This window comes from Niveispirillum fermenti (genome assembly GCF_052474395.1).
Map to the genome: position 1 here is coordinate 335,280 of NZ_CP156678.1, position 13,650 is coordinate 348,929.

Below are 13,650 nucleotides of genomic sequence, written 5' to 3' on the forward strand. Positions count from 1 at the left end.
GGTCACACCCGTCTCATCCTGCCATTGTCACACCATCGTGCAGGTCGCCAGCAGGGCCAGCAGGATGAAGAAGGCCAGAAGCTGCCAGAGATAGTACATCGTCGCCCGGCTCCCCGTCAGGTTATGCAGATGGCCGACAGGCCGCGGCCATAGTCGGGTTCGTTGCGCAGGCAGGCGCGGCGGTAGCTGTAGAACAGGTCTTCCCGCGCCAGCGTGTCCAGCCCCGTCGCCGCCACCTGCGTCACGCCCGCGGTGCGCAGGCGTCCTTCCACATAGGCCCCGATATCGAACATCCAATGGCCGTCGCGGGTCGAAGGCCGGAACAAACGGTGATGGGCCGGGTCCAGCGACAGGAAGCGGTCCCGGAATTCCGGCCCCACCTCGTAACTGTCGCGGCCGATATGGGGGCCGATGCCGGCCAGGATGCGGGTGGGATCGGCGCCGAGCGCCGTCATGGCATCGATCGTCGCTTCCAGCACGCCCGATACCGCCCCTTTCCAGCCGGCATGGGCTGCCCCGATGACGCGGGCCTGCGGATCGTGGAACAGCACGGGCACGCAGTCTGCGGTCAGGATGCCCAGCGCGATGCCGGGCCGGTCGGTGACCAGCGCGTCGGCCCTTGGCGCCCCGGCATGGGGGAAGGGGGCCTCCACGGTGACCACATCGGGGCTGTGGACCTGATGGACCGTGGTCAGCGCGCCGGCCGGCAGGCCCAGCCGCGCCATGGCCCGCGCCCGGTTGGCAGTGACGTTGGCCGGGTCATCGTCGGAACCATAGCCGCAATTCATGCCGGCCAGGATGCCCGCGGAAACCCCGTCGGCGCGGGTGAAGAAGCCGTGGCGCAGACCGTCCTGCGCGGCCAGAAGGTCCAGCGTGATCATGATGATGCTCCTTGCGTCCTCGGTTCCGGGCCCGGGCCCGGGTCCGGTTTCGGTTCCGGTTCCGATGCCGTCTCCGGTTCGGGGGCAAAGCCGGCGGGCACCGGGGCTCCCGGCCCCGTCAGGGCGATGGCGCGGAACAGTCTGCCCATGGCATCCGGTCCCGTCAGCCGGTCCAGGGCCGCGCCGATCGCATCCTGCTGGGCCGGGGTGACTCGGGCGGCCAGTGTGGCGGCCCGCGCCTCGATCCCCAGAGCGCGCAGCAGCGCCCCCTGCCCCACGCTGCGGCCGATGCCGGGATGGCAGGTGGCCCCGGCATCGGCGGCGGCCCGCGCCAGGGCCGTGAAATCCACATGCGCCGTCAGGTCGGCCGTGCCGGGCGCGTCCAGCACGGGAACGGGCCGGTGCGCCCGCACCGCCTGCAGCGTGTCGCCGATGGCCGGCCCGTCATAGCCGTAATCGATGATCAGGGCCGCCCCGCCATGGGTTGCCAGGCGCCGCCCGATCTCCGCCGTCAGCGCCATGCCGGCGGGGCATGTCTCGGCGATGGCGCCGGGCGGGATCCCCGGGATCTGGTGCAGCGGCGTCAGCAGCGCGCCGCCGGGGCCGGGATCGACGGTGAAGGCCAGCCGGCCGGCCGCGTCCAGGCCTACCTTGCGTTCCGCCCAGCCTGCCGGGGTGCGGATGAACTGCCGGATGGGCAGTGCGTCGAAGAATTCATTGGCGACAAGCAGCAGCGGGCCTTCCGGCACGTCGGCCAGATTGTCATGCCATTGCGGGGCGAAGGCCGGCAGGGCGGCCGCCTGGCGGCGGCGAAGGACGGGGCTGGTTTCCACCAGATGCAGCCGGATTGCGGTATGGAAGCCCGGCACCCGCGCCGTGGCGCGCAGCGCGTCGGCCATCAGCGTGCCACGCCCCGGCCCCGGTTCCACCAGATGTACGGGGTTGGGCCTTCCCTGGCATATCCAGGCATCGGCCAGCCAGACGCCCAGCATTTCCCCGAACATCTGGGAAATCTCCGGTGCCGTCGTGAAATCGCCCTCCACCCCCAGCGGATCGCGGGTGATGTAATAGCCGTGCCGGGGATGGCCCAATGCCTCGGCCATGAAGGCGGCGATGCCGACGGGTCCCGCCTGCGCGATGCGGCGGATCAGCAGCGTTTCCAGCGGGGCCGTCATGCCGTCGCGGCCGGTGGGGCGGGCACGGGCCGGCCAAGGGGGGCTTTCAGCACGATCCAGATGCCGGCCAGCAGCATGGGGACGGACAGAAGCTGGCCCATCGTCGTGCCGAAGGCCAGGAAGCCCAGTTGCGCATCGGGCTGGCGGAACAGTTCGCCTGTCATGCGGGCCAGGGCATAGCCGATCAGGAAGCAGCCCGACAGCGTGCCGGCGCGCGCGCGGATGGCGGGGCTGCGGCTCAGCATGAACAGGGCGATGAACAGGATCACCCCCTCCAGCCCCGCCTGGTAGAGCTGGCTGGGATGGCGGGGCAGTTGTGCGGGGTCGGTGGGAAAGACCATGGCCCAGGGCACATCGGCCGGCCGGCCCCACAGTTCGGCATTCACGAAATTGGCCAGCCGGCCGAGAAGCAGGCCCACGGGGGCCGCGCAGGCCACGAGGTCGCCCAGCGCGAAGGGCGAGAAGCCGCGTCGCAGCGAGAACAGGATGATGGCCACGATCACCCCCGTCAGCCCGCCATGGAAGGACATGCCGCCATGCCAGACGCGGAACACCTCCAGCGGGTCGCGGATATAGGCGTCCAGATTGTAGAAAAGGATGGAGAAGAGCCGCCCGCCGATCAGGATGCCGCCCGCCGCCCAGACCACGAAATCACCCAGATCATCCACCGTGGGGCGCGTGCCGCTGTTGCGGGCCAGCCGGGCGCAGTACCAGAGCGCGAACGCGATGCCCACGGCATAGGCCAGGCCGTACCATTTGATGGAAACGGGGCCCAGCGAGAGGGCCACGGGGTCCAGATCGGGGAAGGGGATGGCAAAAAGCATGCGAAAATCCGTCACGGCCATCCCCGGCGGGGACGTGCGCACCCTATATAGGGGGTAGGGGACGATGGCGGCAAGGCGCGGGTCCGACCCGCCGCCAACGCCATGGACAGGGCCGGGGCCTGTCCCCATAATGCGGCGCTTTTTGGAAAGGGGATCCGCCATGCAGGTGGAAAACAAGCTGTTCGATGACCTTGCCCGTGTGGCCAGCGGCGCCGCCGGCGCCCTGTCCGGCATCCGCGGCGAGGTCGAGGGGCAGATTCGCCAGCAGTTCGAGCGTATCCTGGCCCAGATGGACGTGGTGAGCCGGGAAGAATTCGAGGCCATGAAGGCCGTGGCCGTGGAGGCTCGCGCCCGCCAGGAAGCGCTGGAGGAGCGGCTGGCCGCGCTGGAAGCCAGGCTTTCCGCGGCCAAGGCGGACTGACGCACCGGTTCCGGTCGCGCCGGATCGACAATGGAGGACGGGCGGGGGCGCCGGTTTCCGGTTGCGCGGGTGTGAGCCCGCTGGCACCGTAATCCTGGTAGCTTCATCGCCATCTGGGCCACAATATCTGGTTCACCCCGATTTGTGGCCCGCCGTGATGCACGGGGGGAAGACCGGCATCCCGGCAGGGCTTGAGGGAAAGGGGTAGGGCATGACGGCCTTGAATAGCGAGATCCAGGGATCCACCCATAATCCGCTGGACATGCTGGAGGAGATGGTCGTGGCCAATGAATGGCCGTTCGACCGCGTCAGCGAAGAGGAAATGGTGGTGGAGATCGGTGGCCGCTGGTGCGACTACCGCCTGTTCTTCATGTGGCAGACGGACGTGTCGGCCATGCAGTTCTCCTGCCAGTTCGACATGAAAGTGCCGGCCGGGCGCAAGGCATCGGTCAGCGAATTGCTGGGCGAGATCAATCCCAAGCTCTGGCTGGGCCATTTCGATGTCTGCCTGGAGCAGGGCACCCCTATGTTCCGCCAGACCACCCTGCTGCGGGGTGCCCGCGCGGCCAGTTCCGAACAGTTGGAAGACCTGGTGGACATCGCGCTGTCGGAATGCGAGCGTTTCTATCCGGCCTTCCAGTTCGTGATCTGGGGCGGCAAATCGGCAAGCGAGGCCGTTTCCGCCGCCATCCTGGACACGGTGGGCGAGGCCTGAACGACCGTGCGGGGACGGGCCGCGAGGGGATACCCTCCGCACCCCCGCCCGGCAACAGGGGGAAACACCGGATGAGTGCGAATTTGCTGTTGGTCGGTTGCGGCAAGATGGGCGGCGCCATGCTGGCCGGGTGGAAGGCGGCGGGCGCGGCGGCGGCCATGGTCGTGGTGGAACCGCACGGCCAGCCCCGTGGCCTGCCGGCCGATGTACAGGTGGTGACCGACGCGGCGGCCATTCCGGCCGGCTTCCGGCCCGATGCCGTGATCCTGGCCGTGAAGCCGCAGATGATGGACCAGGCACTGCCGGCCTATGCCCGCTATGCCGGCTCCGCGCTGTTCCTGTCCATCGCCGCCGGCAAGCCGATCGAATATTTCGAAAGGCATCTGGGGCCGGAGGCCGCCATCGTGCGGGCCATGCCGAATACGCCGGCCGCGGTGGGCCGCGGCATCAGCGCGGCGGTGCCCAACGCCCGGGTGGGAGAAGACCAGCGCCAGTTGGCCCGTACTCTGCTGTCGGCCGTGGGTGAGGTGGCCTGGGTCGATGATGAGGCGCAGATCGATGCCGTGACGGCCCTGTCGGGCAGCGGTCCTGCCTATGTCTTCCTGCTGGTGGAGGCCATGGCGCGCGGCGGCGTGGCCGCGGGCCTGCCGGCCGACCTGGCCATGCAGCTTGCCCGTGCCACGGTGGCGGGATCGGGCGAATTGCTGCGTCAGAGCCATGAGTTGGCCGAACAGCTCCGCCGCAACGTCACCAGCCCCAAGGGCACGACGGAAGCCGCCCTGGACGTGCTGATGCAGGAGGGGCCGGGGGGCCTCCATAACCTGCTGACCCGCGCCATCGCCGCCGGCACGGCCCGGTCGCGCGAACTGGCCGGCTGACGCGAAGGAAGGCGCAAGGAACATGGTGGGACCGCTCGGGCCGAGTGCGCAGAAAATCCAGAACCTGTTGAACGATCTGGGCCATCCCATCCATGTGCTGGAATTCGCCGCCTCCACCCGGACGTCCGCGGAGGCGGCGGCCGCCATCGGTTGCGAGGTGGCGCAGATCGCCAAATCCATCATCTTCCGCACGCGGGAGACGGGGCGCCCGGTGCTGGTGGTGGCCGCTGGGACCAACCGCGTGAACGAGGCGACGGTGGCGCGCCTGCTGGGGCCCGCCATGGCCGGGGAACGGCTGGCCAGGGCCGATGCCGATTTCGTGCGGCAGAAATCGGGCTATGCCATCGGCGGCGTGCCGCCCATCGGCCATGCCGTGCCGCCCATCGCCCTGTTCGACCGCGACCTGCTGAACTTCACCACCGTCTGGGCCGCCGCGGGCACGCCCAACGCGGTCTTTCCCATCGCGCCGGACACGCTGGCCCGCCTGGTGGGCGGCGTGGTGGGCGACGTGGTGTGATCGCGGCAAGGCGGCGGAGCGTCCCTGTGCGCCCGCCTTCTCGCGTTCCCGGCGCACCCCAGCCCCCCGGCTTCGCCGCTTGTTCTGGGGTGGCCTGGCGCTGCATTCTGGGCAAGGTCAGTCGCTTTCTGGAACCTGTCGCCCCCCTGTCGGGGCCACCGCCGTTCCGGCGGTGCTGATGCCCGGCCGCGCATGCCGCACGGCCGGCGGCCGGGATGTGTCCGGTTTGTGTTCCAGGATGTCCTTACTTCCATGCAAGATTTCTCTTCCTTCGGTCTCATTCCCTCCCTTTTTGCGGGCCTGACGGCCGCAGGCTATGTGAAGCCCACCCCCATCCAGGCGGCGGCCCTGCCCGCCGCGCTGGAAGGACGCGACGTGCTGGGTCTGGCCCAGACGGGCACGGGCAAGACGGCGGCCTTCGCGTTGCCCGTGCTGCAGGCGCTGGCCAGCGCGCCGCGCCGCGCCCGGCCCGGCCATCCGCGTGCCCTGGTGGTGCTGCCCACGCGCGAACTGGCCTTGCAGGTCGGCGGCGTGTTCGACCTGCTGGGCATCCAGCTTTCCTTCGCCACGGCCGTGGTTCATGGCGGCGTTTCGCTGAACCCCCAGATCAAGGCGCTGGCCGCCGGCATCGACATCCTGATCGCCACGCCGGGCCGGCTGATCGATCTGATGGACCAGGGCAAGTGCCGGCTGGACGCGGTGGAACTGTTCATCCTGGACGAGGCCGACCGCATGCTGGACATGGGCTTCTTCCCGGCCGTGAAGAAGCTTGTCGCCAAGCTGCCGAAGCAGCGCCAGACGATGTTCTTCTCCGCCACCATGCCTGATCAGGTCTCCAGCCTGGCCGAAGGGCTGCTGCGCGATCATGTGCGGGTGGAGGTGACGCCGCCCGCCACCACCGTGGAACGGATCGACCAGTCCGTCATCCATCTGGAAATGGGGCAGAAGGCGCCGACGCTGGTCAAGCTGCTGTCCGATCCGGCCGTGGAGACGGCCATCATCTTCACCCGCACCAAGCATGGCGCCAACCGACTGGCGGCGCAATTGGCCGGGGCCGGCATCGGGGCCGACGCCTATCACGCCAACAAGTCGCAGAACGCGCGGGAGCGGGCGCTGGACGCCTTCCGCGCCGGCCAGACCAAGGCGCTGGTGGCCACCGATATCGCGGCGCGTGGCATCGATGTGGACCTGATCACCCATGTCTTCAATTTCGACCTGCCGGAAGTGCCCGACGCCTATGTCCACCGTATCGGACGGACGGGGCGTGCGGGACGCGCGGGCACGGCCGTGTCGCTGGTCTGCCCCGCCGACCGGCCGCTGCTGAAGGCGATCGAGAAGGTGACGCGCCAGGCCATTCCGCGCCACGCAATGGCGCCGGAGGCCGCCGCCGTGCTGCCGCAACTGAAGCCCGAGCGGCCGGCCCAGCCGCAGCCGCGCAAGAAGCAGCCCAAGCCGCAGGAGGGGCGCCCGCCCCGGCGTGAAGGCCGCAAGCCCGAGGCAGCCCGGGCCGCCGGGGAGGAGACGGGCCGCCCGGCCGCGCCTGCGCGCGCCGGACAGCCATCCCGTCCGCCCAAGGCCAAGCCGCAACAGGGCCAGCCGTCCCGTCCCCAGGCGAAGCAGGGGGAAGCGGCGGGCCGCCCGTCCCGCCCCGCCGGCCAGCCGCAATCGGGCAAGCGCCCCGGCTCGCAGCCCGGCGGCGCCGGCCCGCAGGGGCAGGACAACCGGCCTTCCCGTTCTGCCAGCGCGCGTCCGGCGAACGCCCGGTCCGCGGCCGGTGGCAAGTCGTCGCCGTCGTCGTCCCCGGATGGCGGTGGCGACTGGACGCCCGACTTCCTGCGCCGTCCCGCCCGCGGGTGACGCGGCCCGGCCGCAAGGCCGGGTTTCAGGCGAACCAGTCCATATCGGCACCGATGGCGCGGCCTTCCATGATGCCGTAGGCCAGGTAATGCGCCATGGGATTGACGCCGGCCGCCGCGACATCGGGGTTCAGTGCCAGGTAGGCTGCGGGATCGAAGAAGGCGGAGCCGCGCCGCCCCTCATGGATGCCCATGACCAGCCAGTGGTTCAGCAGTTGCGCGCTGTCATTGCCGAAGGCAGCCTGCAGGTCGGCATTGCGCCCGGCATAATAGCCGGCATCGAACAGCAGGTTGGGCGCCCTGCCTTCCAGGCGTCCCCAACTGTGCCAGTGGGTGGCGCCGTCGGGAAGGGCACCGGCGGCCACGGCGGCGGCCACGTCGGGATTGGCGGCCAGATACATGGCCTCGTCCACCGGGGCGCCGGCCAATGGCCGGCCGGCCGGGCTGGTGAAGAAGGTGAGGCCGTCCAGAATCAGCACCTCCACCCCTTCCACGCGGTCGGTGCCGTCGGGGCCTGTCACACTGATGGTACCGTCCGCCCCGCGGATGAAGACACCGCCGGTGAACAGGGCCACGTCGATGCCGTCGCCGCCGATCAGCGTGTCATTGCCGGCCCCGCCATAAAGCGTGTCGTTGCCGGCCCCGCCTTCCAGCCTGTTGTCGTGGAAATCACCGTAAAGCCGCTCAGACCGGTCGGTACCGATGACCCAGGGCATCCGGTCGTCCAGATCGACCAGGGCCAGACCCTCCATGGTCTTGACCGTCCAGCCCAGATCCTTCAGCACGGCCAGGTCAAGCCGCCCCAGTTCCCAGCGGTTCTGCTCGTAAAAGCCGAACTGGTACATGATGCCGCGTGTGACGGGCTGGTAGTCGATGGTGCTGTTGCCGTAATGATCGGTGTTGCCGGCCGCCAGCGGCAGGCCGCGCGGCCCCAGCAGCGCCTTCACATTCTCGCCCATGAAATAGGTCACGCCGTCGATGGTTTCCGTCTGGCGCACGAATTCCGTGCGGGCGGCCGGCCAGTAATAGAAGCCGAAAGTGTGCATCAACTCGTGCAGCGCGATCGAGGCGTAGTCATGATGTCCGGCCGGCAGGTCCGGCGTCACGCCATGCTGCGGCGAGGGGTCCAGCCAGACGGGAAACCCGTAATTGCGCATCGTGCCATCGGCACCCAGGAAGATCGTGAAGGCGGCGTCGGCGGCGATCCCGTTGGCATCGATGCCGGTCGCCGCCTCCTGCAGGGTTGCCAGGTTGCCCTGGCCCGTGCCGTCGAAGGTGACGGCGGGATAGGCCGGCAGGATGCCATCGATATGGGGATAGGGATGCTGGGGGTCCGTGGCGGCGCGGATGCGCACCTCCACATCCATGCTGCCGTTCCAGTCGAGATAGCGTGCCAATGTGGCCAGCGCGAATTCCGTGCCCTGCCGGATCAATGGCACGAGATCAGGGATCAGGTTCAAGGGATTGCTGATCGACACCGTGAAAAGATTGGCCATGCACGCCCCATCCCTATGCAACCAACGGTATGTTTCTGACAGGTTTTCTGCTGGCGTACAAATGTCAATCCGCGGCTGCCTTCACGAAACGGGCGGGGCCGGCAGAATCTGGCGCAGGGCCCGTTCCGGCCCCCGGTCATGCGGCATCCATTGCCGCGGATAGCCCAGGGAAACCTCCTCGAACCGCACACCATCGCGCCAATGTGTGCCGGGGACATGCAGATGCCCATGGATACAGGCCAGGGCGCCGAAGCGCAGGTGCCAGTCGGTGGTCGCCACCGTGCCGCACCAGGGGCTGAAGCGCGGGATGCGGCGCAGCGTCACCAGATCGGCGCGCAGCGGGAAATGATTGATCAGCACGGTGGGCATGCCCGGCGGCCGCTCGCGCTCCAGCCGGGCGGCGGCCTGTTCGACCAGATGGGCGCACCAGTCCTGGCGGCTGGCATGCGGCGCGGGCGAGAGGCGCCGTTCGTCCGCGCTGCGCAGCCGATGTTCCCAAGCCCAATCCAGCACCTTTTCCGCCGGCACATGGTCGGGGCGAAAACTGTAATCGTACAGTAGAAACAGTGGCGCCAGCAGCACCGGCCCGCCCGGCCCGGTCCAGACCGGGTAAGGATCATCGGGCGTCAGAACGCCATGCGCGCGGGCCACGTCGCGCATGATGTTGTATTTTTGTTGGCCCTGTAATGGTCCTTCCGGTCCCGGAATGGTCCACAGCTCATGGTTGCCGGGAACCCAGATCAGGCGGGAAAATCGTTTCGATATTGTATCAAAGGCGTGGGCCAGGTCATCGGGCCGTTCGGCGATGTCACCGGCCAGCACCAGCCAGTCGTCGGGGCAGGCGGGCAGCCGGTCCAAGGCCATACGATTGGGGGTGGCAGACAAGTGCAAATCGCTGATCGCCAGCAGCCGCATGTGTGTTTCCAAGTCAAATCAATGTCATTCGGCCCGTCGGGACAACGGGCTCACCGGTCCGGTCCCGCATGGAGAATTGCATCCGGAAATGGTATGGTCGCCGCTTGAAGTCATGAAGCGGGGGTAGGATTTGCGGCTGACGGCGAGCCACTGGCCTGGGATGGCAGTGACGGCCTGCGGGTATCGGCTGCGGGGTCTGATCCTGTTTCTGCTTGCCCTGTTCATGCTGTCCCTGCCGCTGTTCCGGCCGGCAGCGGCGCAGGATAGCACGCAGGATAGCACAAAGCCCGTCCAGCATGCCTATTGGGACGATCTGGCAGAGGTGCTTTTCGAGCGGATCGGCCGCAATAGCGGCCTGCCCAGCGACATCATCACCGCCATCGCCCAGGACCGGGCCGGCTTCATCTGGGTCGGCACGCCGGTCGGCCTGACCCGGTTCGACGGGTACCGGTTCCGGGTCTTTCAACCGGATTCGCGCGACCCCAGCTCCCTGCCCGACGGTTATGTCAACGCGCTGCATGTCGATCGCTGGGGCCGGCTGTGGGTGGGTACCAACAATGGCGGCGTCGCCCGCTTCGTGCCGGAAACGGAAGGATTTGCCCGCTATCCGGCCGGACCGGGCGGCCTGGCCCATCCCACGGCCTACCGGTTCGCGGAGGATGCGCAGGGCGATCTCTGGGTGGCCCTGCGCTCAGGCCTGGCGCGGCTGGACGGGGATACGGGTGCCGCCACCAATTACCGCATGCAGTCCGGCCGCGAGGGCGGGCTGCCCGGCAATGTCGTCCATGACATTCTGTTCGATGCGCGCGGCACGCTGTGGGTGGCAACCGACGGGGGGCTGGTGCTGCGCCCGGCCGGGCAGACCGATTTCGTGCCGGCGCACAGCCAGGTGGCCCTGCCCAGCCTGCCGCCGGAGGCGGCCATCTCCGCGCTGTTCGCGGATCGTCGCGGGCGGGTGTGGATCGGGTCGCGGTCGGGCATCCTGGTCGGGTTCGACCCGCAGACCGGGGTGGCGCGCTCCTTCGACATGGCCCGCGCCGACGGGCGCCTGATGGACCGGCCGCAGATCCGCGCCATCGAGGATGTGGGGGACCAGCAGGGCGGGCGTGACACGCTTTGGGTGGCGACGGACCCCGGCGGGCTGGTCGAACTGGATGTGGAAAGCGGCGCCATGCGCCCCATCCGCCATGATCCGGCCATCCTGGCTTCCATCAGCGGCGATGCCGTCCGCGAGATGATGCGAGACCGGTCGGGGCTGATCTGGGTGGCCACCTGGGGTAGCGGGCTGAACATCCACAACCCGTCCAACAAGGGCGTGCTGTCGATCTTCGCGTCGGCGGCACATCGTGACAGCCCCAGCGAACCGCAGGTCCGCTCGGTCATGGCCGCCCGTGACGGCAAGGTATGGCTGGGGTTCGAAACGCGGGGCATCGATATCATCGACCCGGTGGCCGGCCGGCGCGTCAACCTGATGCCCGGCACACCCGCCGGTGGCGGCCTGCCGCGCGCCAGCGTGCTGGCCATGGTCGAGGATGAGGGCGGGCAGGTCTGGATCGGCACGCAGCTTGGCCTGGCCCGCTATGACCGGCGGACGGGCCGGATCGGGGCCGTGGACCTGCCCGGCGCCCTGGCCGGCCAGCCTATCCATGCCATCCTGGTCCGGCAGCACGAATTGTGGCTGGCCACCGAGGGGCTGGTCCGGTTCAATCCCGCGACGGGGGCCGTCACCCTGTTTCGCCATGATCCCGACGATGCCACCACGCTGGCCGACGACCGCGTGCGGGTGCTGGCCGATGCGCCGGACGGTCGCATCTGGGCGGGCACCCATCGGGGCCTGCACCTGATCGACCCGGAAACAGGCCATATCCGCCGCGTGCAGAACCGCACCTGGGACTGGTCCTCGCTGGCGCATAATTACATCACGGGCCTGGTGCATGACCGGTCGGGAAGGCTGTGGGTGGGTACGCTGGGCGGTGGTGTCAGCGTGCTGGACAGTCTTTTGTCCGATGAGCGCTACCGTTTCATGACCATCGGGCGCCGGCTGGGCCTGCCCGGCGACAGCGTCCAGGCCATGGTGCTGGATGCCGAAGGCAAGGTCTGGATCAATACCGAGGACGGTCTGGCCCGCATCGACCCGGACAGCCGCGCCGTGACGACCATCGGCTGGGACGATGGATTGGGCGTGCGCGGCACCTGGATCGGATCGGCGGCCCGGCTGGCCGGTGGCGAATTGCTGTTCGGGGGGCGGGAGGGGCTGACCGTCGTCAGGCCCACGGCACTGCGCCGCTGGGACTACCAGCCGCCGCTGGTCCTGACGGAGGTGAAGATCGACAACGAGCCGGTGCCGTCCGCGGCGCTGAACCTTCCGCCCACGCCGGCCGGCCCGCTCATGCCCCTGACATCGCCCAAGTTCCGCAATGCCGGCATGGCCGCACCGGGCCTGACCCTGCCACCGGGGACACAGACCCTGACCGTCGCCTTCGCGGCGCTGGATTATGCCGGGCCGGGCAGCCTGCGCTACAGCTATAATCTGGAAGGGTTCGACAAGGGCTGGGTGGAGGTGGATGCGCTGAGCCGCACGGCCACCTATACCAACCTGCCGCCGGGCAGCTATTCCCTGCGTCTGCGGGCCACCAACAAGGAAGGGATCTGGGGCGACGCCACACGGGTCCTGCCCGTCACGGTGCTGCCCGCCTGGTACCAGACCGGCTGGGCCCGGGTGGGGGCCGTGCTGGCGGTGCTGGGCATCCTGGCGCTGGTCGTGCAAGCGCGCACGGCCGCGCTGCGCCGGCAGCGGCGCTGGCTGGAACGGCTGGTGGCGCAGCGCACGCAGGACCTGGTCGACGCCAATGAGGAGCTGGAGCGTCTGGCCAGCTATGACGGGCTGACCGGCCTGCTGAACCGCCGCCGGTTCGAGGAGGCAGCCCGTGCCGAGATCGACCGCGCCCGGCGCTATGACCGGCCGTTCAGCCTGTTGCTGATCGACCTGGACCATTTCAAGCAGGTGAACGACACGCATGGTCACAATGCCGGCGATGCCGCCTTGCGTCAGGCGGCGCAGAAGGTGGTGGGGGCCGTGCGCACCACGGACCTGAGCGCCCGTTATGGCGGGGAGGAACTGGCCGTATTGCTGCCGGAAACCGCGATGGACGAGGCGCAACAGGTGGCCGAGCGCATCCGCCAGGCGATCGGGTCGGCGCCTGTGCGCCACGAGGGGCATATCTTCACGGTGACGGCCAGCATAGGCGGCGCCCAGTATGATGGCATTGACGAGGATCTGGCGCATCTGATCGGCCGGGCCGACGCCGCGCTCTATCGTGCCAAGCAGGGCGGACGCAACCGTGTTGTGCTGGTCCAGCCCAATGGCCGCCCCCCGGCGGCAAGCCGTCCCGTGGTCGCCGGATAGCCGGTCCCATCGGGAGGGCCGACCGGTCAGCCGGTCAGGAAACTCATGATCAGCACATCCTCGATCACCGGCTGACCGATGATATCGTTGGCCAGCGTGCGCACATGCTGCTTCACGGCGACCAGATCGTCCGGTGTTGCGTTGCGTGTCAGGTTTGCATCTTCGGGCAATTGCTCGGTCAGAAGACCGATGATGCGTGGCCGGTAGGCCGTGGCCAGCGCCAATTCCGCCGGCAGTTTGGGAGAGCGCCGGACCACCAGCCGCATGGTCAGGCGGATGAAGCTGTAGCGCTCCCGTCCCGGCAGCATCAGGGGCGGCAATTCGATGAACCGCAGCTTGGGATCGTCGGCACCAGCCCCTTCCGCCAGGGCCGCCACGGGCAGCAGGGCGGTGGCCAGCAGGCTGCCCGCGCCCCGCAGCAGAAGCCGCCTGTCCATCATTGCCTGCCGCATCGCCCCGCCCCCCGGCCATCGAACCGGGAGAGAGTAAACCGTTTCCAACCGGTCCATGGCAAGCGGCCGTCTATATCCATGGGTTCAGGTCCATGCGGACCTTATTCCCCCCAG

12 protein-coding genes are annotated in these 13,650 nt (G+C 68.9%); 6 read left to right on the forward strand and 6 right to left on the reverse strand.

All coding sequences use genetic code 11. The annotated features are described in order from the left end of the window. Window positions 1-116 precede the first annotated feature (116 nt). From pgeF to lgt, 3 genes are read right to left on the reverse strand one after another with little or no spacing between them, the layout of a single operon-like run. Window positions 117-881 (reverse strand): peptidoglycan editing factor PgeF, encoded by a 765-nt coding sequence (gene pgeF / locus ABC728_RS01310; protein WP_416618686.1) that lies wholly within the window; start codon window positions 879-881, stop codon window positions 117-119. Continuing rightward, complete coding sequence (locus ABC728_RS01315) at window positions 878-2,056, reverse strand: class I SAM-dependent methyltransferase (RefSeq protein WP_416618685.1); 1,179 nt, start codon at window positions 2,054-2,056, stop codon at window positions 878-880. Before ABC728_RS01315 ends, pgeF begins: the two co-directional genes overlap by 4 nt. Further along, on the reverse strand, window positions 2,053-2,880 hold the full coding sequence (gene lgt, locus ABC728_RS01320; protein ID WP_416618684.1) for a prolipoprotein diacylglyceryl transferase: 828 nt from the start codon (window positions 2,878-2,880) through the stop codon (window positions 2,053-2,055). Before lgt ends, ABC728_RS01315 begins: the two co-directional genes overlap by 4 nt. Window positions 2,881-3,040: 160 nt before the next feature. On the opposite strand from lgt, the gene ABC728_RS01325 reads away from it, so the two are divergent. The 5 genes from ABC728_RS01325 to ABC728_RS01345 all read left to right on the forward strand — a co-directional run bounded on the left by ABC728_RS01325 (window position 3,041) and on the right by ABC728_RS01345 (window position 7,268). Beyond that, complete coding sequence (locus tag ABC728_RS01325) at window positions 3,041-3,301, forward strand: accessory factor UbiK family protein (protein WP_416618683.1); 261 nt, start codon at window positions 3,041-3,043, stop codon at window positions 3,299-3,301. A 211-nt stretch (window positions 3,302-3,512) separates the two neighbouring features. Further along, entirely contained in the window at window positions 3,513-4,016 is a 504-nt protein-coding gene (locus ABC728_RS01330; RefSeq protein ID WP_416618682.1) for a type III secretion system chaperone family protein, read from the forward strand. 71 nt (window positions 4,017-4,087) lie between these two features. Next, the gene (proC, locus tag ABC728_RS01335) at window positions 4,088-4,894 is read left to right on the forward strand and encodes a pyrroline-5-carboxylate reductase (protein ID WP_445376302.1); all 807 of its coding nucleotides are present in this window, start codon (window positions 4,088-4,090) and stop codon (window positions 4,892-4,894) included. Between the two features lie 22 nt (window positions 4,895-4,916). Then, window positions 4,917-5,411, forward strand: coding sequence for a YbaK/EbsC family protein (locus tag ABC728_RS01340; protein WP_416618680.1), 495 nt, complete (start codon window positions 4,917-4,919; stop codon window positions 5,409-5,411). A 252-nt stretch (window positions 5,412-5,663) separates the two neighbouring features. Beyond that, window positions 5,664-7,268 carry a DEAD/DEAH box helicase gene (locus ABC728_RS01345; protein ID WP_416618679.1) on the forward strand — a complete coding sequence of 535 codons (1,605 nt, stop codon included), beginning with the start codon at window positions 5,664-5,666 and terminating at the stop codon, window positions 7,266-7,268. Between the two features lie 25 nt (window positions 7,269-7,293). On the opposite strand, the gene ABC728_RS01350 is transcribed toward ABC728_RS01345, so the two are convergent. Continuing rightward, complete coding sequence (locus tag ABC728_RS01350) at window positions 7,294-8,763, reverse strand: hypothetical protein (RefSeq protein ID WP_416618678.1); 1,470 nt, start codon at window positions 8,761-8,763, stop codon at window positions 7,294-7,296. A gap of 81 nt (window positions 8,764-8,844) precedes the next feature. Further along, window positions 8,845-9,678, reverse strand: a complete 834-nt coding sequence (locus tag ABC728_RS01355; RefSeq protein WP_416618677.1) for a metallophosphoesterase family protein — start codon at window positions 9,676-9,678, stop codon at window positions 8,845-8,847. A gap of 160 nt (window positions 9,679-9,838) precedes the next feature. Between ABC728_RS01355 and ABC728_RS01360 the strand changes: the two genes are divergently transcribed. Beyond that, window positions 9,839-13,084 (forward strand): diguanylate cyclase, encoded by a 3,246-nt coding sequence (locus ABC728_RS01360; protein ID WP_416618676.1) that lies wholly within the window; start codon window positions 9,839-9,841, stop codon window positions 13,082-13,084. Between the two features lie 26 nt (window positions 13,085-13,110). Here the strand turns inward: ABC728_RS01360 and ABC728_RS01365 are convergent, their stop codons facing one another. Continuing rightward, window positions 13,111-13,536: a hypothetical protein gene (locus ABC728_RS01365; protein ID WP_445376303.1), complete on the reverse strand. Its 426-nt coding sequence runs from the start codon at window positions 13,534-13,536 to the stop codon at window positions 13,111-13,113. Between the last annotated feature and the right edge of the window lie 114 nt (window positions 13,537-13,650).

Coding starts and splice junctions, on each gene's coding strand:
- ABC728_RS01340 (WP_416618680.1), top strand. CDS start 4,917: ATGGTGGGACCGCTCGGGCCGAGTGCGCAGAAAATCCAGAACCTGTTG.
- ABC728_RS01325 (WP_416618683.1), top strand. CDS start 3,041: ATGCAGGTGGAAAACAAGCTGTTCGATGACCTTGCCCGTGTGGCCAGC.
- ABC728_RS01315 (WP_416618685.1), bottom strand. CDS start 2,056: ATGACGGCCCCGCTGGAAACGCTGCTGATCCGCCGCATCGCGCAGGCG.
- ABC728_RS01355 (WP_416618677.1), bottom strand. CDS start 9,678: ATGCGGCTGCTGGCGATCAGCGATTTGCACTTGTCTGCCACCCCCAAT.
- ABC728_RS01360 (WP_416618676.1), top strand. CDS start 9,839: ATGGCAGTGACGGCCTGCGGGTATCGGCTGCGGGGTCTGATCCTGTTT.
- ABC728_RS01350 (WP_416618678.1), bottom strand. CDS start 8,763: ATGGCCAATCTTTTCACGGTGTCGATCAGCAATCCCTTGAACCTGATC.
- proC (WP_445376302.1), top strand. CDS start 4,088: ATGAGTGCGAATTTGCTGTTGGTCGGTTGCGGCAAGATGGGCGGCGCC.
- ABC728_RS01365 (WP_445376303.1), bottom strand. CDS start 13,536: ATGCGGCAGGCAATGATGGACAGGCGGCTTCTGCTGCGGGGCGCGGGC.
- pgeF (WP_416618686.1), bottom strand. CDS start 881: ATGATCACGCTGGACCTTCTGGCCGCGCAGGACGGTCTGCGCCACGGC.
- lgt (WP_416618684.1), bottom strand. CDS start 2,880: ATGCTTTTTGCCATCCCCTTCCCCGATCTGGACCCCGTGGCCCTCTCG.
- ABC728_RS01345 (WP_416618679.1), top strand. CDS start 5,664: ATGCAAGATTTCTCTTCCTTCGGTCTCATTCCCTCCCTTTTTGCGGGC.
- ABC728_RS01330 (WP_416618682.1), top strand. CDS start 3,513: ATGACGGCCTTGAATAGCGAGATCCAGGGATCCACCCATAATCCGCTG.